Source organism: Consotaella salsifontis (genome assembly GCF_900167365.1).
GTDB classification, from domain to species: domain Bacteria; phylum Pseudomonadota; class Alphaproteobacteria; order Rhizobiales; family Rhizobiaceae; genus Consotaella; species Consotaella salsifontis.
In genome coordinates, this window is sequence record NZ_FUXL01000010.1 from 1 (window position 1) to 20,492 (window position 20,492).

14 protein-coding genes, 2 tRNA genes and 2 rRNA genes are annotated in these 20,492 nt (G+C 63.0%); 7 read left to right on the forward strand and 11 right to left on the reverse strand.

Translation table 11 applies throughout. The features are described 5' to 3' along the window. From B5D38_RS14270 to B5D38_RS14285, 4 genes are all read right to left on the reverse strand, one after another. A 23S ribosomal RNA gene (locus tag B5D38_RS14270) occupies positions 1-1,729 on the reverse strand; the annotation flags it as partial. 460 nt (positions 1,730-2,189) lie between these two features. Beyond that, positions 2,190-2,265 (reverse strand) — tRNA-Ala (locus B5D38_RS14275). A gap of 80 nt (positions 2,266-2,345) precedes the next feature. Next, positions 2,346-2,422: transfer RNA gene (locus B5D38_RS14280), tRNA-Ile, on the reverse strand. A gap of 298 nt (positions 2,423-2,720) precedes the next feature. Then, positions 2,721-4,205: ribosomal RNA gene (locus B5D38_RS14285) — 16S ribosomal RNA — on the reverse strand. Between the two features lie 1,011 nt (positions 4,206-5,216). On the opposite strand from B5D38_RS14285, the gene B5D38_RS14290 reads away from it, so the two are divergent. Then, entirely contained in the window at positions 5,217-7,154 is a 1,938-nt protein-coding gene (locus B5D38_RS14290) for a M23 family metallopeptidase (RefSeq protein WP_078709117.1), read from the forward strand. A 24-nt stretch (positions 7,155-7,178) separates the two neighbouring features. On the opposite strand, the gene B5D38_RS14295 is transcribed toward B5D38_RS14290, so the two are convergent. After that, positions 7,179-7,463: a DUF1127 domain-containing protein gene (locus B5D38_RS14295; RefSeq protein ID WP_078709118.1), complete on the reverse strand. Its 285-nt coding sequence runs from the start codon at positions 7,461-7,463 to the stop codon at positions 7,179-7,181. Positions 7,464-7,573: 110 nt separating this feature from the next. On the opposite strand from B5D38_RS14295, the gene B5D38_RS14300 reads away from it, so the two are divergent. Beyond that, positions 7,574-8,491: a LysR family transcriptional regulator gene (locus B5D38_RS14300; protein WP_245319239.1), complete on the forward strand. Its 918-nt coding sequence runs from the start codon at positions 7,574-7,576 to the stop codon at positions 8,489-8,491. A 56-nt stretch (positions 8,492-8,547) separates the two neighbouring features. On the opposite strand, the gene mgrA is transcribed toward B5D38_RS14300, so the two are convergent. The 4 genes from mgrA to B5D38_RS14320 form a co-directional block, all read right to left on the reverse strand. Then, positions 8,548-9,582, reverse strand: a complete 1,035-nt coding sequence (gene mgrA / locus B5D38_RS14305) for an L-glyceraldehyde 3-phosphate reductase (protein ID WP_078709120.1) — start codon at positions 9,580-9,582, stop codon at positions 8,548-8,550. A 90-nt stretch (positions 9,583-9,672) separates the two neighbouring features. Then, positions 9,673-10,692, reverse strand: coding sequence for an extensin-like domain-containing protein (locus tag B5D38_RS14310; protein WP_165690870.1), 1,020 nt, complete (start codon positions 10,690-10,692; stop codon positions 9,673-9,675). Positions 10,693-10,765: 73 nt separating this feature from the next. Then, entirely contained in the window at positions 10,766-12,154 is a 1,389-nt protein-coding gene (locus tag B5D38_RS14315) for a L,D-transpeptidase family protein (protein WP_078709122.1), read from the reverse strand. 165 nt (positions 12,155-12,319) lie between these two features. After that, positions 12,320-13,156, reverse strand: a complete 837-nt coding sequence (locus B5D38_RS14320) for an aldo/keto reductase (RefSeq protein WP_078709123.1) — start codon at positions 13,154-13,156, stop codon at positions 12,320-12,322. A gap of 165 nt (positions 13,157-13,321) precedes the next feature. Between B5D38_RS14320 and B5D38_RS14325 the strand changes: the two genes are divergently transcribed. Further along, complete coding sequence (locus B5D38_RS14325) at positions 13,322-13,693, forward strand: PRC-barrel domain-containing protein (protein WP_245319240.1); 372 nt, start codon at positions 13,322-13,324, stop codon at positions 13,691-13,693. Positions 13,694-13,773: 80 nt separating this feature from the next. Here the strand turns inward: B5D38_RS14325 and clpB are convergent, their stop codons facing one another. Beyond that, positions 13,774-16,395: an ATP-dependent chaperone ClpB gene (gene clpB, locus B5D38_RS14330; RefSeq protein WP_078709125.1), complete on the reverse strand. Its 2,622-nt coding sequence runs from the start codon at positions 16,393-16,395 to the stop codon at positions 13,774-13,776. A 243-nt stretch (positions 16,396-16,638) separates the two neighbouring features. On the opposite strand from clpB, the gene B5D38_RS14335 reads away from it, so the two are divergent. From B5D38_RS14335 to B5D38_RS14350, 4 genes are all read left to right on the forward strand, one after another. Beyond that, positions 16,639-17,166, forward strand: coding sequence for a prolyl-tRNA synthetase associated domain-containing protein (locus B5D38_RS14335; protein WP_078709126.1), 528 nt, complete (start codon positions 16,639-16,641; stop codon positions 17,164-17,166). Beyond that, positions 17,163-18,188: a thioredoxin gene (trxA, locus tag B5D38_RS14340; protein WP_078709127.1), complete on the forward strand. Its 1,026-nt coding sequence runs from the start codon at positions 17,163-17,165 to the stop codon at positions 18,186-18,188. The genes B5D38_RS14335 and trxA overlap by 4 nt, the downstream gene beginning before the upstream one ends. A gap of 87 nt (positions 18,189-18,275) precedes the next feature. Further along, positions 18,276-18,956, forward strand: a complete 681-nt coding sequence (locus B5D38_RS14345; RefSeq protein ID WP_078709128.1) for an LON peptidase substrate-binding domain-containing protein — start codon at positions 18,276-18,278, stop codon at positions 18,954-18,956. A gap of 32 nt (positions 18,957-18,988) precedes the next feature. Beyond that, on the forward strand, positions 18,989-19,177 hold the full coding sequence (locus B5D38_RS14350) for a Trm112 family protein (protein WP_207552960.1): 189 nt from the start codon (positions 18,989-18,991) through the stop codon (positions 19,175-19,177). Between the two features lie 24 nt (positions 19,178-19,201). On the opposite strand, the gene B5D38_RS14355 is transcribed toward B5D38_RS14350, so the two are convergent. Then, positions 19,202-20,455, reverse strand: a complete 1,254-nt coding sequence (locus tag B5D38_RS14355) for a DUF5996 family protein (RefSeq protein ID WP_078709129.1) — start codon at positions 20,453-20,455, stop codon at positions 19,202-19,204. Between the last annotated feature and the right edge of the window lie 37 nt (positions 20,456-20,492).

Here is a 20,492-nt window from a genome sequence, read left to right on the forward strand (position 1 = left end):
AGAGCCCTGTGTTTTTGGTAAACAGTCGCTACCCCCTGGTCTGTGCCACCTCACACCGGTTGCCCGATGCAAGGTCACGCTTCTTCCGAAGTTACGCGTGCAATTTGCCGAGTTCCTTCAGCAGAGTTCTCTCAAGCGCCTTGGTATACTCTACCAGTCCACCTGTGTCGGTTTCGGGTACGGTCTATACGGTGGGGCTATTTCCCGGGACCGCTTCGCCGCAAGATCAATCCAACAAGACCTTACGACATACGCAATCCGTCACTTCCCACCAGGCCCACGATTGTTAACGTGGTTCCCATCGACTACGCCTTTCGGCCTCGCCTTAGGGGCCGGCTAACCCTGCTCAGATTAACTTTAAGCAGGAACCCTTGGACTTTCGGCGAGGGAGTCTCTCACTCCCTTTATCGTTACTCATGTCAGCATTCGCACTTCTCATACCTCCACGGGTCCTCACGGATCCCGCTTCATCAGCCTAGAGAACGCTCCGCTACCGCTTGTCAAAGACAAGCCCACAGCTTCGGTGCACGGCTTGAGCCCCGTTACATTTTCGGCGCAAAGTCTCTATTAGACCAGTGAGCTGTTACGCTTTCTTTAAATGATGGCTGCTTCTAAGCCAACATCCTGGTTGTTTTGGAAACCTCACATCCTTTCCCACTTAGCCGTGACTTGGGGACCTTAGCTGGTGGTCAGGGTTGTTGCCCTCTCCACGACGGACGTTAGCACCCGCCGTGTGTCTGCCGGATAGTACTTCCAGGTATTCGGAGTTTGGTTAGGTTTGGTAGGACGGTAAGTCCCCCTAGCCCATCCAGTGCTCTACCCCCTGGAGTATTCATCCGACGCTCTACCTAAATAGATTTCGCGGAGAACCAGCTATTTCCGAGTTTGATTGGCCTTTCACCCCTAGCCACAAGTCATCCCAATCTATTGCAACAGATGCGGGTTCGGTCCTTCAGTGCGTGTTACCGCACCTTCAACCTGCTCATGGCTAGATCACTCGGTTTCGGGTCTAATCCGACGAACTGAACGCCCTGTTCAGACTCGCTTTCGCTACGCCTCCACCTATCGGCTTAAGCTTGCTCGCCAGACTAAGTCGCTGACCCATTATACAAAAGGTACGTGGTCACCATTTCAGGCTTCCACTGTTTGTAGGCATTCGGTTTCAGGTTCTCTTTCACTCCCCTTGTCGGGGTGCTTTTCACCTTTCCCTCACGGTACTGGTTCGCTATCGGTCATGCACGAGTACTTAGGCTTGGAGGGTGGTCCCCCCAATTTCAGACAGGGTTTCACGTGCCCCGCCCTACTCGAGGACGATAAGAAGACATTATGCGTACGGGGCTGTCACCCACTCTTGCCACGCTTTCCAACGTGTTCCGCTTCTTCTTCAAATCGCCACTGGCCTGGTCCGCGTTCGCTCGCCGCTACTAGCAGAGTCTCGGTTGATGTCCTTTCCTGCAGGTACTGAGATGTTTCAGTTCCCCGCGTTCGCTTCTAACCCCTATGTATTCAGAGTTAGATACCTCTTCTCGATACTGGAAACCGCAACCGGTCCGGCGGATCGCTCCACCAGACCAATTCCGATCTTCCAGTACCAGAGGTGGGTTTCCCCATTCGGAAATCCGCGGATCAAAGCTTATTCGCAGCTCCCCACGGCTTATCGCAGCGTATCACGTCCTTCATCGCCTGTGCATGCCAAGGCATCCACCAAATGCCCTTTTGACACTTGATCATTCTCATCGCCAATGCCCATCAGCCCGGCCCGAAGACCGAACGAGAGAGATGAACATTTGCGAATCTCTTTTTCTCTTGTGAGCGCCACTAACACCCAAACGGCGTGCAACCGCTTCAGATGCTCCTGCATGGCACTCACGAAAGACCAGCTTCTCGAGACGAACCCCGATGGCGAGCGGTCAGGCAACGCCAATCATTGGATCGGACCATCACGTTGGGGATCAGGTGATGAACCATCTCCCCGGTCCTTTCCGACAGAACCGCAAAAGCCTTTCGACCATCACGATCCTTCAGGATCCGTCTTCTCTTCACAATGTAACAAGAACAGGCGAACACGACCCGATGGCCATGCCGCAAACTTTGACTTCTTTCTTGGATGATCGCTCCACTCATTCAGAACCTACCCAGGGACCCGCCAGCGACGAGCGCCGCGAGGAGCTTAAGGGTGGGACAAACAATGGTGGAGCCAGACGGGATCGAACCGACGACCTCATGCTTGCAAAGCACGCGCTCTCCCAGCTGAGCTATGGCCCCTATCTGAACCAAACTCGCCGCACATTCACAACCCCTGCCAGCAACAAGCGTCGCGAGGAGCGGACGGGCGGCAAAAGCGATGGTGGGCCTGGGTAGATTCGAACTACCGACCTCACCCTTATCAGGGGTGCGCTCTAACCAACTGAGCTACAGGCCCGAACTCGAACCCGCGTCAGCATCAAGCGCTCCGCAAGCAACATCGGGACCCCCGCCAGCGAGGGCCAGGCCCGAAGCTTAAGGGCGGGGCAGATAATATCATCCAAGGAAGAAAGAGAAACGAAGGCGGCGGGGCCTGCCTGACCACGACCATCAAAGATGGGCATGGCACTGATGTCATGCGCGACACCGTTTGACTAACGGCGTCTTGTTCTAAAACGGCGTTATAGGAAGCTTCCGGGACTTAAGCTCAAGCTCGCGCTCTCGCCGCCTGGAAGGCCTGATAAAGCCATCCTTAGAAAGGAGGTGATCCAGCCGCAGGTTCCCCTACGGCTACCTTGTTACGACTTCACCCCAGTCGCTGACCCTACCGTGGTTGGCTGCCTCCCTTGCGGGTTAGCGCACCACCTTCGGGTAGAACCAACTCCCATGGTGTGACGGGCGGTGTGTACAAGGCCCGGGAACGTATTCACCGTGGCGTGCTGATCCACGATTACTAGCGATTCCAACTTCATGCACCCGAGTTGCAGAGTGCAATCCGAACTGAGACGGTTTTTGGAGATTAGCTCGACCTCGCGGTCTCGCTGCCCATTGTCACCGCCATTGTAGCACGTGTGTAGCCCAGCCCGTAAGGGCCATGAGGACTTGACGTCATCCCCACCTTCCTCTCGGCTTATCACCGGCAGTCCCCTTAGAGTGCCCAACTGAATGATGGCAACTAAGGGCGAGGGTTGCGCTCGTTGCGGGACTTAACCCAACATCTCACGACACGAGCTGACGACAGCCATGCAGCACCTGTGTCCCGGTCCCCGAAGGGAACTCCAAATCTCTCTGGATAGCCGGGCATGTCAAGGGCTGGTAAGGTTCTGCGCGTTGCTTCGAATTAAACCACATGCTCCACCGCTTGTGCGGGCCCCCGTCAATTCCTTTGAGTTTTAATCTTGCGACCGTACTCCCCAGGCGGGAAGCTTAATGCGTTAGCTGCGCCACCGAGCTGTAAACAACCCGACGGCTAGCTTCCATCGTTTACGGCGTGGACTACCAGGGTATCTAATCCTGTTTGCTCCCCACGCTTTCGCACCTCAGCGTCAGTTGTGGACCAGTAAGCCGCCTTCGCCACTGGTGTTCCTGCGAATATCTACGAATTTCACCTCTACACTCGCAATTCCACTTACCTCTTCCACACTCAAGACATCCAGTATCAAAGGCAGTTCCGGGGTTGAGCCCCGGGATTTCACCCCTGACTTAAATGTCCGCCTACGTGCGCTTTACGCCCAGTAATTCCGAACAACGCTAGCCCCCTTCGTATTACCGCGGCTGCTGGCACGAAGTTAGCCGGGGCTTCTTCTCCGGGTACCGTCATTATCGTCCCCGGTGAAAGAGCTTTACAACCCTAGGGCCTTCATCACTCACGCGGCATGGCTGGATCAGGCTTGCGCCCATTGTCCAATATTCCCCACTGCTGCCTCCCGTAGGAGTTTGGGCCGTGTCTCAGTCCCAATGTGGCTGATCATCCTCTTAGACCAGCTATGGATCGTCGCCTTGGTAGGCCATTACCCCACCAACTAGCTAATCCAACGCGGGCTCATCTATCCCCGATAAATCTTTCCCGTTTCCGGCGTATACGGTATTAATTCCAGTTTCCCGGAGCTATTCCGTAGAGATAGGTAGATTCCCACGCGTTACTCACCCGTCTGCCACTCACCCCGAAGGATGCGTTCGACTTGCATGTGTTAAGCCTGCCGCCAGCGTTCGTCCTGAGCCAGGATCAAACTCTCAGGTTTGATAAGAGTTGTCCCGACTGCATTGTCACTGTCTCAAAGCATCAACGAGAGTATTCCTGATTACCAGCACGCTGAACAACTCTCGCCATCCAGCAAAAACCGGCAACCATGTCGCTCCGTCCAACCCGGTAAACCAGACCAGACAAAGCACTCTCATCGAGAAACGTGACACCGTCGGATAACCCAAAACCTCCAAACCAACCAGGATCGTCAGCTCAGAGGTCGCAGACTTCCGCCGCCCACGCTTCTCTTTCTTCTCATCAGTATTCAATTGTCAAATAACACGGCGCAGATGCGACGTTTGGGCAATATCATCTATCACCCGGTCGAGGGTCGCCAGAAGCGGCTCTCAGAAGAAACCAGAGCGGAGGCACACATTCGAACCGGATCGATCAAACTTGCTGTTCGATCCAGTTCTCGGCGAGGACCGTGTGGCCCTCAGTGGCGCCGCCGCCGTCGGTGAGCGGTGATATAGGGGAGAGCCGGCCTCCCCGTCAACAGGGATTTTGCAAAAACTTCAATTTAGGAGTCATCCCATTGTTTCCATTGGTTATTTTCGATTTTTCAATGGAAATCGGGGCGTCTTTCCCTCGTGGCCTGGCCCGCCTGCGGCGGCCTGCCGCAGGCTATCAGTGAAACTCCAGGGCGGATGAAGAGGATGAGGAGCAGGGGGCGTTTCGTTGGAGCGGGGAATGGCGGCGGGGAGCGCAGCGCCGCCCCCTTGAAGTCGTCATGCGTTGAGGGCAACGGCCGTGGCTGCCAGGCATCCCCGAACCATCGCCCGCCGGATACGAGCCATGGGGTCCCTGATATAGACCTTGGAACGAGCGCCGCTCCGCGTTTATCCACCGCTGCGGCATCAACGAAAGCGGCGGCTTGCGCGCGGCAGTTGACAGCGGAGGAACCGCCCCGGATTAATCCGCGCTGAAAGTTTCTCCGCCTTTCTTCCGGCCGACGTCGATATTTCGACAAACTCAGCGTCGAAGGCAGGCGAAAGAGACAAGGACATAGATGACCCGCCGCAGCCTGGCCAAGCCGAATATTGGAGACGAGCCGCCGCTCGTGGCAGACCGCCGACGCAAACCGGACCGTCGCCGTGTTTCGCTGCGTTGGCTGGCGGGCACGCTTCTGACCGGCGTGACCTCGACGGCGCTCATGGGCATCGCCCTCTCTGGTGCGCTCGAGGGTCGGCCCGACGTTGCAGTGCCCCCTTCCCTTATGGTTCGACCGGCCGCAGCCGCAGCCCTTGCCGACGTCGTGGAGAAAGGCGAACGGGTGGTCGCGACGCTGATACCGCTGGCGCGCAGCCGGCGCACACTCTCCGTTTCCACCATGAATCGTGAGGGCGACCGGGAGGTCATCCGCACCCAGCCCTTCGCCTATGTCACCATGGCCCTCGGTCTGCGCCATCCGACCAGCGCCAGCTATCCCCCCTTCGATCCCCTCGCCATTTTCGAAGAGGAGGCCGACGAGAAGGGCGCCGAGGAAGGCGTCTCGCCGGTCATTTACGGCACCAAGGTGGAATCGGAGGTGACGCTCAAGGTGGAGCCGTTCGACTTCTCCGATCCCAATTTCGACGAGGCCGGGGTACCCACGGCGGAGGCCGCAGAGGAGCTGGTGCGCAGCGTTTCCGGCAAGGTCGGAGATAAGCCGCTTCAGGTCGCGTCGCTTCTTCCGATCGACTCTTTCGTCGTCGATCCGTTCATGGACGCCTCGCAGTACGAGCCGGGATCGGCCTTCCGGGTAGTGACAGAGAACGTATCCGTTGCACTGCCGGACGACGACGGCTCACCCGAAAAGCGGTTCTACGAGGAGATCGTGCCGCTGCGGGAGGAACGCCCCGTCAAGGAAGTTCTGGCTGAGTCCGGGTTGGATGAAGAGAGCTCCGGCGCAGCCGCCGATCAGCTCATCGCCCTCATGGGGACCGACACGCTGGCGGTCGGCAATGTCCTTCGGATCGGCGTGGAGGAGAGCGGCGCGGGGTCGCGCCCTGTCCGCCTCTCCCTTTACGACCAGTCCCGTCACCTCTTCACCGTGGCGGCGACCGACTCCGGCACCTTCGAGCAGGCGACGCCGCCCGCGTTCAGCGCAGCCGTTTCCGAAGCGTTCGACGAGAACGCGACAGAAGGCGAGCTACGGGACAAGATGCCCACCGTCTATGACGGTATCTATCAGGCGGCGCTGGCCTACGGACTCAACGACGAACTCAGCCAGACGCTGCTGCGCATCCTGGCGGTCGACGTCGATCTTCAGGCACCTCTGGCGCCCGATGACCGGCTGACCCTGCTCTATTCGCTCGACGGCGAGGACGAGACCGTCAGCGACGACTCCGAAATCCTCTATGTCGAGGCTCGCTTCGGCGAGTCCACCCAAAAGTACTATCGCTTCCGCTCCGAGGACGGACACTTCGACTACTACGGCGCGGACGGGCGCAGCGCCAAGCAGTTCCTGCTGCGCAACCCGGTGCCCAATGGCCGGTTCACCTCGTCCTTCGGAATGCGACGCCACCCGGTTCTGGGCTATTCACGCATGCACTGGGGCGTCGACTGGGCGGCGCCGCGCGGCACGAAAATCCTCGCCGCCGGCTCGGGTGTCGTCGAAAGCGCCGGCTGGACAAGCGGTTTCGGCCGCCACACCGTCATCCGCCACGCCAACGGCTACGAAACGTCCTACTCCCACCAGAGCAAGATCGCCGACGGCGTCGTGCCCGGCGCCCGTGTGCGGCAAGGCCAGGTCATCGGCGAAATCGGCTCTTCGGGTCTGGCCACCGGCAACCACCTTCACTACGAGCTGATGGTCAACGGCAAGAAGGTCGATCCCATGCGCGTGCGCCTGCCCTCTGGGCGCAAGCTCGAAGGCGACGAACTTCTCGCCTTCGAACGCGAGCGAGACCGCATCGACAAACTGATCCAGGAGCAGGCGAACCCGCCTCGGATCGCAGGGCGCTGACGCTTCCCGCGTCGCGCCTCAATCTCAGCAGGGGCGTCGACCGCTCTCGAGGCTTGTTGCGTTCCGCGCCGCCTTCGGTGCCGGCGCGTCGCGCGCGAAGGTCCCGAAGGCAATGTCCCGTTTGATCTTCCGTCGACTAAGGCCGACGTCGTCGAGGATATGATTATCGAGCTCGGCGAGCATCTCAAGCGTCGACCGGCGCATCCGCCGTTGACGCCATGCAGCGATCCAGCCAACCGCGCCATCCCATAAGGTCCAACCCTGTCGGGCCAGAACCGGGGCGCGCTCCTTTAAGGAAAACAGGGACATGAACAGGCTCCGTCTTTGAGGTTGACGGCCATGGTGTTCCAGTCCTATCGTTGAGTCTAACGATAAAACTTCATTCTATGTGTGATTTTTTCTCACATCTGGAGCGTGCCGTGAATCAGTTGGACCCGTTGACTGCCGTCGCTGCGCCGTCCAGGCTTGACTTCGATCTTCTGCAAACCTTCGTGGCGATCTGCGAGAGCGGAAACTTCTCCAAGGCGGCCGAGCGCGTGCACCGGACGCCGTCCGCGGTCAGTCTCCAGGTGAAGAAGCTCGAGGAGATGCTCGGCCGCGAGCTTTTTCGGCGCGAGGCCCGATCCGTCACCCTGACCGGCGATGGCGAGGTTCTTCTGGGTTACGCGCGGCGTATGCAGAAGCTCTGCGACGAGACCATGCACCATTTCAAGCTGCCGCCAATGGAGGGCAGGGTTCGCTTCGGCGCCCCCTTCGACTCCGGTGTCGTGGCGATCCCCGAACTCCTCTCCCGCTTCGCCAGGACCCATCCCCATGTCGAGGTGGATGTCCGCCTGGATTCGAGTACCGCCTTGCGGCGGCGCTGTCTCGCCGGCGAGATCGATCTGGTGCTCGTCTCCTGCGACGACGGTCATACCGAACGGATGGAGATCGTTCACACCGAGCCGCTGGTTTGGGTCGGGTTGAGGCATGGCAGGGCACAGGGACACTCGCCTTTACCGCTTGCCCTGGCCGATCACGGATGCTCATGGCGTGGTAGGGCGCTGGCGGCGCTTGATGCCGCAGGCGTTTCCTACAGGATTTCCTATTCGAGCGAATTCTGCCAAGGCCAGATTGCGGCGGTCAGGGCCGATCTGGCCATTGCCCCGCTGCCGCTCAGCGTGGTCGAACCGCCCCTCGTGTGTCTCGACGAGTCCACCGGGCTTCCCCCTCTCGGGTCCTACGACGTTCAGCTCATGCGCCGGGTTGGCGCGGGCCCGATGGCCGACGCGCTTGCGCTCCACATCACTGATTGTTTTCGCGCGCTCCGAGGCCGAGGTGCGCGGCTCTTCGCCTGAAACGGGAGAGCGGGAGCGGCCCTTCCGCTAAAAGCAATGGGCCGCTCGTGGCGTCATCAGGCCTTTCGCGCCAGCCGCGGAGCACGCCAAAGGTCGATGCCGCCCTCGGTCGCGAACGTGTCGATCTCGGAAAGCTCCTCGGCGGTGAAGTCGCTCGTCTTGAGGCTGTCCAGGGAATCGTCGAGCTGGGCGACACTGCGCGCGCCAATGAGAGCCGACGTTACCCGCTCGTCCTTCAGCACCCAGGAGAGCGCCATCTGCGCAAGGCTCTGGCCGCGCCGCGCGGCAATGTCGTTGAGCCCGGAGATGCGCCTCAGATTGTCCTCGCTAAGGAATGTCTCCTTGAACGACCCGCGCCTGGCCGCGCGCGAATCCTCGGGCACGCCGCCGAGATACTTGTTGGTCAGCAGTCCTTGCGCGAGCGGCGAGAAGGCGATGCAGCCGAGGCCGAGCTCTGACAGGGTATCCAGGAGCCCATCCTCCACCCAGCGGTTGAGCATCGAATAGGACGGCTGGTGGATGACGAAGGGCGTCTTCATCTCCGCCAGGATGGCGTAAGCCCGCCGCGTCAGCTCGGGCGAATAGGACGAAACACCCGCATAGAGCGCGCGGCCCGAACGCACGATGTGATCGAGCGCCCCCATCGTCTCCTCCAGCGGCGTCTCGGGATCGGGCCGGTGGTGGTAGAAGATGTCGACATAGTCGAGCCCCATGCGCTTGAGGCTCTGGTCGCATGAGGCGATGAGATATTTGCGCGAGCCGAAGTTGCCGTAAGGCCCCGGCCACATGTCGTATCCCGCCTTGGAGGAGATGATCAGCTCGTCCCGGTACGGCTTGAAGTCGAACTCCATCCAGCGTCCGAAATTCGCCTCCGCCGAGCCATAGGGTGGGCCGTAGTTGTTGGCGAGGTCGAAATGGGTGACGCCCCGGTCGAACGCTCGCCGCAGAACCGCGCGCCCGGTCTCGAAGACATCCGCGCCGCCGAAGTTCTGCCAGAGACCAAGGGAGATCTTCGGCAGGTTCAGGCCCGAACGCCCGCACCGGCGGTATGGCATGGCGGCATAGCGATCTTCAGCGGCAGAATAAGGCATCGACACAATCCTCCAGAAAGTCCTGTTCACTGGTAGGCCGCGCCTCCGACCTCGGCAAGCGCGAAGGCGTGGATTTCAGGAGGCGGGCCGTCAGCGGCAGTAGGTGGCGCCGGCCCGTCGCGCCGCAAGGTCGAGATGGAAATGGGTTTCGTGGTCGGCGTTGCTGCCCGGCCCGAGCACGGTCTTGAAGGGGCCGCATGCGGTGGCGCGGATATCGGCCTCGAAGGCGCCCTCGGGCGTGTCGGACCCATAGATCTTCACCGGTACATCGCGCGAACCGACCGTGAAACCGGCGATGTCGATGGCGCTGCCGCGCGAGTGCTCGGAGATCTTCACGCCGCCGACGCGCTGGCGGCAGACATAGGTGGAAGCATGGCTGATGGCCGTTACCGAGGCGCCGTCGAAGGCCTTTTTGGAAGCCGGCACGACATCGTCGGAAACCCATTTGTCGAGCGCCAGGGCGGTCTGGCAGAGAAGCTGCGTCGAAGGCGAGATCGTAACGCCCGAGGAGAGCTTTTCGACCGAGACCGGCCGCAGAACGCCGCACCGCCCGTCACTGATGCTGTCACCCACGGAGAAGACGACGCCGCGCGACTTCAGCTCCTCCTCGCAGCGTTGGGCCTCGACGGTCTGCCGGGCAGCTTCGGTCGCGGCCGCAGGGTCGAAGACGGGGGTGTCGGGATAGGTCAGGACACGCGGCTTGTCAGGCACCGCGGGAGCCTTCCCCTCCGTTTCGTCGGAAGATGGAGGTGTTGGGCTTTCCGAAGGGACAGGCACATCGCCCGGCTCGTCGGGAGCTTCGCCCTCTCCATCCGCCTCCGGATCGTCCTTGGGAGAGGGTGCGGGCGGCGCGGCCTCAGGCACGGCCGGGGAGGCGGGCTTCACCTTGGGCGTTGGAGAAGACGGCAATGTTCGGAAAGCGGCCGTTCCGTCACGGGTCGACTGCCCAGCCTCGCCAGACGCGGAATCGACGGCGGGACGCGGCGTCGGCAAGGGCACCCTGCCGACCGGAGGAACTCGGGGCGCGCCGACCGCGCCGCCGAAGAGAAAGGGAGTGGTGAGCGCCGCAACCAGAAAAGGCCGGGCAAGGGAAGGCGGCAACCGGATCATGCCGCAGCAACCCTTATGCATCAACAACCGTTCCATCATCACGCGGCTGGAGGACCGTGGGATGGGCCACCGGTCAGTCGACGAATTCGACAACGACGCCTGGCTTGACGATCTTGGCAAGCTCGGTCGCGTCCCAGTTGGTCAGGCGCACGCAACCATGGCTGTTGGTCTTGCCGATCTTCGATGGCTCTGGCGTCCCATGGATTCCGTAGGTCGGCTTGGACAGCGCGATCCAGATGGAGCCGACCGGCCCATTTGGCCCCGGCGGAATCTCCAGGATGCCGTTGTTGTTGCCCTGCTTGAAATTGATCTTGGGATTGTAGGTGTAGCCCGGATTGAAGGCGATGCGCTTCACCTCGACGGTTCCCGAGGGCGAGGGCGTATCGGAGGAGCCGATGGTCGAGGGATAGGCGGCGATCAACGTGCCCGAGGCGTCATAGGCCCGCACCTGTTCGCGGCCCTTGTCGGCGATGATGCGCGTCACCTCGCCCTTCACCGGCTCGCCGACCGCCATCACCTTGATGATGGTGCCGGCCCGGCTGAAGTCGGCGCCGGGATTGATCTCCTTGAGATAGTCCTCGTCCATGTGGAAGCGCTCGGCAAGCATCTCGCTGACGCGAGTGAAGGACAGCGCCGGCAGCTTTGCCTTCTCGCCATAGTCCTCGGGAATCGAGGCGAGATAAGGCCCCGCCGCATCCTCCGCCGTGATGGTATAGGAGGCGATCGCCGGGCCGCCGGTGGCGTCCAGTTCCTCGACGAGAGCCTGGAGATCGGTGGGATCGATCGTCCGGCCGTACTTTTCCTGATAGGCCGCCACCGCCTTGTTGACGTTGGAGCCCATGCGCCCGTCGATCACGCCGGGAGAGATTCCCGCCCGATCGAGAAGCACCTGGAGCGCGGCGATCTGCGCCTTGGCGTTCTTGCCCTTCGGCGTCGCCACCTTCGGAGCAGGGTTCTTCTCGGGCGCCTCGGTGTTGGAGATGTCCGGCGGCACCTGCGGCCCCGAATAGCCGCCCCGGTCGTTGCCCCAACCATCGTCGGCGCCCCAGCCGTCGTCCGGCTGGGGTGGGCCATAACCGTCATTGGGATAAGGATTGGCCGAGGCCGGCGACAGGGGGCGGCCGTCCGGGCCCATGGGAACGTATCGATCGTCCGGCGGCATATTCCGCACCTGATCGTCGAAACGGTCGCGGAAGCGCTCTCGCCGCTCCTCGAAACGGTCGCGCTGCTCGCGGATGGAGAGGATGCGCCCGTAGGCATCCACCGTCACGACACGCCCGAATTCATCGACGTAGGTGTGTGTGTTCCCCGCGGGGCGCCTGTTCTGGATATAGCCGGGATCGTAGATCTGAGCGACGACGACGGGGCCGTCGACAGCCGAAGCGCCCTCCTCCGCCTGCGCGGCTCCGCTGAGCGTCGCGACGCCGAGAGCGAAGACGAGGGACAGGGTCGACCAATTCATAAACCTTCACTCCGCACCAGCCGGCTTTCAGAATCCGCGCGCTCCAGGCGAGTCGTGCGCCGGCTCAACATATCGATTGTCGCAAATGAACCTGACATGAAAATGGCCATGGCGGCCGACAGGGCCGGCCTGTCCGGACACGTTCCCGTCAAATCATCGGCTCTGTCAGATCATCGACAGGGGGCGCTTGCGCGAAGGCGGCGGAAAGGCGGCATCGAGGGCCGCGCGATCGTCTCCCGACAGCTCCATGGCGGCACCCTTGGCGTTTTCTTCCACATGGGCGGCGCTTCCCGCCTTGGGAATGGCCATCACGCCGGGACGCGCGGTGGCGAAGGCGAGCGCCACGGCCGCCGGAGAGACGCCATGACGCTCGGCGATCTGCCGCAGAACGGGATGCTCCAACAGCGCCCCGTCATGCCCCAACGGGGAATAGGCCATGGTGACGATGCCACGCTCGTCCTGCCAGGGAAAAAGGTCGAACTCCGGCCCGCGCTCCTCAAGGTTATAAAGCACCTGATTGACGACGCAGGCATTGCCGCCCGGCACCGACATCAGCTCCTCCATGTCGTCGACATCGAAGTTCGACACGCCCCAACGGGCGATCTTGCCCTCTTCGGCTAGAAGGGACAGCGCCTCCACGGTTTCAGCGAGCGGTACGCCGCCACGCCAATGAAGCAGATAAAGGTCGAGCCGGTCGGTGCGCAGCCGCTTCAGGCTTTCCTCGCACGCGCGGACGGTGCCCCGGCGCGAGGCGTTGGAGGGCAGTACCTTGGAAACCAGAAAGACCTCATCGGGGCGCCCCGCGATGGCTTCCGCGACAAGCTCCTCCGAGGCGCCCGAGCCATACATCTCGGCCGTGTCGACAAGGGTCATCCCAGCGTCAATGCCAGTCTTGAGAGCGGCCACCTCCTCGCGGCGCGACCGCCTTCCCTCGCCCATCATCCAGGTGCCGAGGCCGAGAGCGGGAATGGCCGTGCCATCCTTGAGACGAAGGGTGCGCATGGGATCGATCTCCTCGTTCCATTAAGGCCCGGACCGGGGAAATGAACCGTCGGGCCAAACGTCTTCCGGCCAAATAGGCGGCAAGCGGTCTCCCGCAACGCGCCAGGAACCTCATTCCGGGCGAGCCGTTGTCCCATCGAACGCAATCGCGAAATGGAGGACGTCATGTCCGACCTACCGGCCTCGGCCGACTTTATCGAAGCCAGCCGCGTCAACGGCACCGCGGTTTACGACACGGACGGCCAGCACCTCGGCCATATCGAGGACGTCGTGCTCGGCAAGCGGGATGGCAACGTCAAATACGCCGTCCTTTCCATGGGTGGCTTCCTCGGAATTGGCGAAGAGTATCACCCCATTCCCTGGTCCGTGCTGAAATACGACGAGCGGCAGGGCGGCTATGTCATCGGCGTGCCGATCGACCAGCTCAAGACGGCTCCCCACTATGGCGCGGCCGACAATCCGCGCTGGGGCGACCCGGCCTATGGTCGCTCGATCGACGACTATTACGGCGTCATGTCGGGCGGAGCCTTCGTCTAACGTAAAGAAGAGACGCTGGAATATGAAAGGGGCGGCCCGATGGACCGCCCCTCTTCTTTCGTTGGCGCTCTGCTGCCCGCTCAGGCCGCGACGCGGTCTCCCGGCGTGTTCGCCTTGGAGCCGACGACATGGAAAATCAGCCGATCGCTGCCGGCGGTGATCTTCACACGGCTCTCGTCGCGTACCTCGCCGAGCAGGATCTTCTCGGCCAAGGGGTCCTGCACCTCGCGCTGGATCACTCGCTTCAGCGGCCGCGCACCGTAGGCCGGATCATAGCCCTTGTCCGCGAGCCACTGCCGCCCCGATTCATCGAGCTCGATGGCGATCTGGCGATCGACGAGTAGCTTCTCCAGCCGCTTCATCTGAATGTCGACGATCGCTCCCATCTCGGACCGGTGGAGCCGGTGGAAGAGGATGATCTCGTCGACGCGGTTCAGGAACTCGGGCCGGAACGCGGAGCGCACGACCTCCATGACCTGCGGGCGGACGGCATCAACGTCCTGGTCCTCGGTGAGCGAGGTCAGGAACTCGGCGCCGAGGTTCGAGGTCATGACGATCAGCGTGTTGCGGAAATCGACCGTCCGCCCCTGCCCATCGGTCAGCCGCCCGTCGTCGAGCACCTGGAGCAGCACGTTGAATACATCGGGGTGCGCCTTCTCGATCTCGTCGAAGAGGATCACCTGATAGGGCCGGCGCCGCACCGCCTCGGTCAACGCGCCGCCCTCCTCGTAGCCGACATAGCCCGGAGGCGCGCCGATGAGGCGGGCGACCGAGTGCTTCTCCATGTATTCCGACATGTCGATGCGGATCATCGCCGTCTCCTCATCGAAGAGGAAGCTGGCGAGCGCCTTGGTCAGTTCGGTCTTGCCGACGCCGGTGGGGCCGAGGAAGATGAAGGAGCCGATAGGCCGGTTGGGGTCCTGAAGCCCCGCGCGCGCCCGGCGCACCGCCTTCGACACCGCCTGCACGGCCTCGCCCTGGCCGACGACGCGTTTGGCCAGCTCGTCCTCCATGCGCAGGAGCTTCTCGCGCTCGCCCTCCAGCATCCGGTCCACCGGAATGCCGGTCCAGCGCGAAACGACCTGGGCGATGTGATCGGCCGTCACCGTCTCCTCGACCATGGAGCCGCCGCGCCCGCCGTCGCGCGCCTCGGCCTCCTTCAGCTCGCGCTCGAGCTGCGGAATCTGGCCATAGGCCAACTCGCCGGCGCGCTGGAACTCGCCCTTGCGCTGGGCAATGGCAAGCTCGTTGCGCGCCTCGTCAAGACGCTTCTTGAGCTCCGCGGCCAGGCCGAGCTTCGACTTCTCCGCCTGCCACTTGGCGGTGAGCTCGTTCGATTCCTCCTCGAGGGAAGCGAGTTCGCCCTCCAGGCGCTCCAGGCGATCGCGGGAGGCGTCATCCGTCTCCTTCTTCAGGGCTTCGCGCTCGATCTTGAGCTGAAGGATGCGCCGGTCGATCTCGTCGAGAGCCTCGGGCTTGGAATCCACCTGCATCCGAAGGCGCGAGGCGCCCTCGTCAACGAGGTCGATGGCCTTGTCGGGCAGGAAGCGATCGGTGATGTAGCGGTTGGAGAGCTGGGCCGCTGAAACGAGAGCGGAGTCCGAGATGCGCACCTGATGGTGCTGCTCGTACTTCTCCTTCAGGCCGCGCAGGATGGAGATGGTGTCCTCCACCGTCGGCTCGGAGATGAAGACGGGCTGGAAGCGCCGGGCGAGCGCCGGGTCCTTCTCGACATGCTTGCGGTATTCATCGAGCGTCGTCGCGCCGATGCAGTGCAGCTCGCCGCGCGCCAGCGCCGGCTTCAGAAGATTGGAGGCGTCCATCGCCCCGTCCGCCTTGCCGGCGCCGACGAGGGTGTGCATCTCATCGATGAAGAGCACGATGCCGCCGGCCGCCGCCGTCACTTCCGACAGCACGGCCTTGAGCCGCTCCTCGAACTCGCCGCGATATTTTGCGCCGGCGATCAACGCGCCCATGTCGAGCGCCATCAGCTGCTTGTCGCGCAGGCTCTCCGGAACGTCGCCGTTGACGATCCGGAGCGCAAGCCCTTCCACAATCGCGGTCTTGCCAACGCCGGGCTCGCCGATCAGCACCGGATTGTTCTTGGTGCGGCGAGAGAGCACCTGGATGGTGCGGCGGATCTCGTCGTCTCGGCCGATGACCGGGTCGAGCTTGCCCTCGCGCGCATCCTTCGTCAGGTCGCGGGCATATTTCTTCAGCGCGTCATAGCCCTCCTCGGCCGAGGCCGAGTCGGCGGTGCGCCCCTTGCGCAGGTCGTTGATCGCCTGGTTGAGGCTCTTCGGCGTGACGCCGGCCCTCGCCAGAATGTCGGCCGTCTTGGCGGACTTCTCCATGGCCAGCGCCAGAAGCAGCCGCTCGACGGTGACGAAGCTGTCGCCGGCCTTCTTGGCGATCTCCTCGGCAGTCGAGAAGACCTTGGCGAGCGGCCCCGCGAGATAGATCTGCCCGTTGCCGCCGGAAACCCTGGGCATAGCCTCGAGGGCCGCGTTGACGGCAAGGCGCGCCTCCTGCGGACGGCCTCCGGCCGCCTCGACGAGACCGGCCGCAAGGCCCTCCTCATCGTCGAGCAGAACCTTGAGGACGTGCTCGGGCGTGAACTGCTGATGGTCGCGCGACAGCGCCAGGGTCTGTGCGGACTGGATGAAACCGCGAACGCGCTCTGTATATTTTTCGAGATTCATGGCTGAAAAGATCCTCCTTGCGGCCGAATCACCCGTTTCAAGCGGCATGAACCGGCGGGGGTTGGAGAGGGCTCCCGGGACCGGCGAGCCGTTTCCCACGAAATATGTGAACGAGGGTTCTCCGGGGCAAGAAGCGCGGGGCGTCGAGCGGCAATTTCCTGCCCTTGCGGGGGGCCCGTCTTCCCGTCCAAAAGAGGCGGGAGCCGGCAACCGCGGCCGAAGCATCGAGGGACACAGTGTGACATGAAGAGACGCGAAGACCTCTTCGCCTTTCTCGAAGGACTCGGCATCGAGACGACGACCATCGATCACCGGCCCGTCTTCACGGTGGCCGAGGGCGACGACGTGCGCGAGGGAACCCGAGGCGGGCATACCAAGAACCTCTTCCTCAAGGACAAGAAGAGTCGCATCTTTCTGGTGGTGGCGGAGCAGACACGTGAGGTTGACCTGAAGACCCTCCATCGGCGGATCGGCGGCAGCGGCCGGCTTTCCTTCGCCGATTCCGAGAGGATGATGGCGCTGCTCGGCGTAGAGCCCGGATCGGTCACGGCCTTCGGCGTCATCAACGACATCGAGCATGTCGTCGCGGTCGTGCTTGATCAGGGTCTGCTCCTGCACGATATGGTCAATTGCCATCCCCTGACGAACAGGGCGACCACGACCATTGCGACCAGCGATCTTCTGGCATTCTTCCGGGCCACCGGGCATGAACCGTTGATCACCAGCCTCGATGGCGAAGCGTCGAGCGAAACGAAACAGGAAGCACCATGAGCGACAATCCCTACGGTTCCTCCTTTGGCGGCGGATATGGCGCCCAGACGACGACGCGCGCCGCTCCCTCGCGCTCGGAAGCCGCTCCGTCGGCTTCGGGAACCGGCGGACTGGGAATCCTCGGCGGCACGGATGGGGGAGCGGCGGCGGCCGACCTCATCAAGGACACGACCACCGCGAGTTTCTCCGCCGACGTCATCCGTGAATCGCGCAACCAGCCCGTGCTGGTCGACTTCTGGGCGCCCTGGTGCGGCCCGTGCAAGCAGCTCGGCCCGGCGCTCGAAAAGGTTGTCAAGGCGGCGCGCGGCCGCGTGAAGCTGGTCAAGATGAACATCGACGAGCATCCCTCGGTCGCCGGTCAGCTCGGTGTGCGGTCGATTCCGGCCGTCTTTGCCTTCGTCAACGGCCAGCCGGTCGACGGCTTCATGGGCGCACTGCCCGAATCCGAGATCAAGCAGTTCGTCGATCGCATCGCCGGCCAGGGCGGCGGCGCCGATCCTCTCGCCGAGGCGATCGAGGAGGCGCGCCGGCTCCTCTCCGAGAACGACCTGGCGGGCGCGGCCCAGTATTTCGGCGCCGTGCTCCAGCACGATCCGGAAAATGCCGCGGCCGCGGCAGGACTGGCCGAATGCTATCTGGTGACGGGCGAAACGGAGCGGGCGAGCGCGCTGATCGATCAGCTGCCGCCGGCCAAGGCTTCCGATCCGGCGGTCGCGGCGGTCAAGGCCAAGCTGAACCTCTCGGCCGAGCTGGCCGAAATCGGCAACCCGGCCGAGCTTCTCTCTCGCCTCGAAGCCGATCCCAACGACCATCAGGCGCGCTACGACCTGGCGCTGATCGCCCAGGCCAAGAATCACCGCGCGGAAGCGGCGGGCCACCTTCTGGAAATCATCCGGCGGGATCGAGCCTGGCAGGAGGATGGCGCGCGGCGTAAGCTCCTGGAATTCTTCGATGCCTGGGGGCCGGTCGATCCGGCCACCAAGGACGCGCGGCGCAAGCTGTCCTCGCTGCTTTTCTCCTGAGAGGCAGCGCGGCTTTCGGTATCCGATAACGGCCGAAGTCGGCCGAGAATTGAAGAGGCGCGGCAGGCCGCGCCAGGGAGGCATCGATTGGTTCAGGCGGGTAATGCGACATACCGTATCGAAGCGGATTTGCCGGACGAGATTCCCGTCTTTCCGTTGTCGGGGGTTCTACTGCTGCCGGGAGGGCAACTCCCGCTCAACATCTTTGAGCCGCGCTATCTCAAGATGATCGACGACGCCATGGCGGGCGACAGGCTGATCGGCATGATCCAGCCGCGCCTTGACGGGTCTCTCAAGCCGACGGGCGAACCCGAGCTGGCGCCGATCGGCTGTCTCGGCCGCATCATCTCGCTGTCGGAGACGGGGGACGGGCGATATATCGTCAATCTCGCGGGCGTCGCGCGCTTCCGCGTGAACGAGGAACTGAAGACCGGCAAGCCCTATCGGCGGTGCCGGATCGCCAATTTCCTCACCGACCTCGAGGCGGGGCGCGGCGAGGAGGACATCGATCGAGAAGGGTTGCTCTCCGTCTTCCGCCGCTATCTCGACGTCAACGGCCTGGAGGCCGATTGGGACAGCGTCGCCAAGGCGTCGAACGAGACGCTGGTCAACGCCTTCTGCATCATGTCGCCCTATGGCGCGGCCGAGAAGCAGGCGCTGATCGAGGCGGCCGACCTCAAGACGCGGGCGGAAACGCTCATCGCCATCACCGAGATCGCGCTGGCTCGCGAGGGCGACGACGACGGCGAGACTCATACGATCCAGTGAATCCCCATCAACAGCGGTGAAGGATATCGGCGATGTCGCGCATCGACGAACAGCGCCCCGACCCCAAGCTCCTCGAACTCCTGGTCTGCCCGCTGACGAAGACGAGCCTGACCTATGACCGGGAGAAGAACGAGCTGATCTCGGAGGCGGCGCGGCTCGCCTATCCCATCCGCGACGGCATCCCGATCATGCTGCCCTCGGAGGCACGCCCGCTCGACTGATCTGGCGGTCGGGCGCTCCCGCCTCTACCGCCGAAGGACATCCTGCCACTCGGGACGCTTGTCGAGCGTCGCCTTGGCGAAGGGGCAGAGCGGCAGGATGGAACGGCCGGAGGCGCGCGCGTCCATGACCGCGCGTTCGACCAGTCTCTGGCCGACGCCCTTGCCGCGCAGCGCGTCCGGCACCTCTGTGTGATCGATGATGATCAGCTTTTCACCCGCCACCGAGTAGGTCATTTCGGCCCTGTGGCCGTCGATCGTCAGTCTGTAGACCCCTTTGCTGGGACCTTCGTCTTTTTCCACCGTGGGCTCCGACGCGCCGTCCGCTGTCGCGGCGGCAGGCGTTGGGGCACGCACCGTTCTCGGCTCTCGCGGCCTGCCCGGCGCGCATTCCAGTGCCTCGCGATCCCAACCGCCGAGATCGGCAGCCGCCTCATAGGTGGTCTGGAGGAATTGAAGCAGCGCCGCCTCCGGATCGGCGCTTTCGCGCACCGCATCGTAGGGCAGGATGAATTCGCCAAGGTCGTTGGAGAAGAACGCCGCCTCCGGACCGATCCTTGAAGCCGCATAGCCGCTCGGCGCGGGATAGGCATAGGCGTAGAAGGCAGGATAATCGAGCCCGCCGCCGCCCGGCCAGAAGCCGGCCGAGGCCACCTCATGATCATAGGCTTCCTGTGCCACGTCGTCGGGGAGCGCGGGAACACCGCCCGGATGCAGCGGCGCTGTGCGGCCTGAAAAGCGCGTGACGGCGAGGTCGAAACTTCCCCAGAAAAGGTGAACCGGGCTGCACTTGCCGAGAAACGAGGTGCGGAAGCGCTTGAAGACGCCGTCGACGAGCACCGTCGCCCGGAAGAACCGCGTCACCGCCTCGCCGTCCCAGCAGCGTTCGCGCTCGTCCTCGGCAAAGGGGACCGGATGCGGCACCTCGTTGGGCGCGCCATCGAAGCGAGGGTCTCCCCCGAGGCCCGCGATCATCGCGACGAAGCGTCGATGGAATTCCGCCACGCTCATGGGGCCGAGCGGCAGGCTGTCCTCGCGCCCTTCGGTGCTTCGCGCCACGACGTGGTGACCGATCAAGTCGAACTCCACCTCGATGCCCGGACCGTCGGGGATGAGCGATGTCGTCCAGCCTCTGGCGCCGACATAGAAGGTCGCATGCCAGGAGTGATTGAGCCATGGCGTATGGGCGAGGCGGTATTTGCCTACCACCTGAAGGTAGAGATGGAGCGCCTCGGCCGTCTCGCGCCAGCCAAGGTAATCGATCTGAGGCCACTCTTTCATCGATCCTCTCCATCCGACCCACGTCTCGACCGATGGT

What these genes read in the sequence shown, in the direction of transcription:
- B5D38_RS14290 (WP_078709117.1), top strand. Translation starts at nt 5,217, where the DNA reads ATGACCCGCCGCAGCCTGGCCAAGCCGAATATTGGAGACGAGCCGCCG.
- clpB (WP_078709125.1), bottom strand. Translation starts at nt 16,395, where the DNA reads ATGAATCTCGAAAAATATACAGAGCGCGTTCGCGGTTTCATCCAGTCC.
- mgrA (WP_078709120.1), bottom strand. Translation starts at nt 9,582, where the DNA reads ATGCCTTATTCTGCCGCTGAAGATCGCTATGCCGCCATGCCATACCGC.
- B5D38_RS14295 (WP_078709118.1), bottom strand. Translation starts at nt 7,463, where the DNA reads ATGTCCCTGTTTTCCTTAAAGGAGCGCGCCCCGGTTCTGGCCCGACAG.
- B5D38_RS14315 (WP_078709122.1), bottom strand. Translation starts at nt 12,154, where the DNA reads ATGAATTGGTCGACCCTGTCCCTCGTCTTCGCTCTCGGCGTCGCGACG.
- trxA (WP_078709127.1), top strand. Translation starts at nt 17,163, where the DNA reads ATGAGCGACAATCCCTACGGTTCCTCCTTTGGCGGCGGATATGGCGCC.
- B5D38_RS14350 (WP_207552960.1), top strand. Translation starts at nt 18,989, where the DNA reads ATGTCGCGCATCGACGAACAGCGCCCCGACCCCAAGCTCCTCGAACTC.
- B5D38_RS14355 (WP_078709129.1), bottom strand. Translation starts at nt 20,455, where the DNA reads ATGAAAGAGTGGCCTCAGATCGATTACCTTGGCTGGCGCGAGACGGCC.
- B5D38_RS14310 (WP_165690870.1), bottom strand. Translation starts at nt 10,692, where the DNA reads ATGATCCGGTTGCCGCCTTCCCTTGCCCGGCCTTTTCTGGTTGCGGCG.
- B5D38_RS14320 (WP_078709123.1), bottom strand. Translation starts at nt 13,156, where the DNA reads ATGCGCACCCTTCGTCTCAAGGATGGCACGGCCATTCCCGCTCTCGGC.
- B5D38_RS14335 (WP_078709126.1), top strand. Translation starts at nt 16,639, where the DNA reads ATGAAGAGACGCGAAGACCTCTTCGCCTTTCTCGAAGGACTCGGCATC.
- B5D38_RS14325 (WP_245319240.1), top strand. Translation starts at nt 13,322, where the DNA reads ATGTCCGACCTACCGGCCTCGGCCGACTTTATCGAAGCCAGCCGCGTC.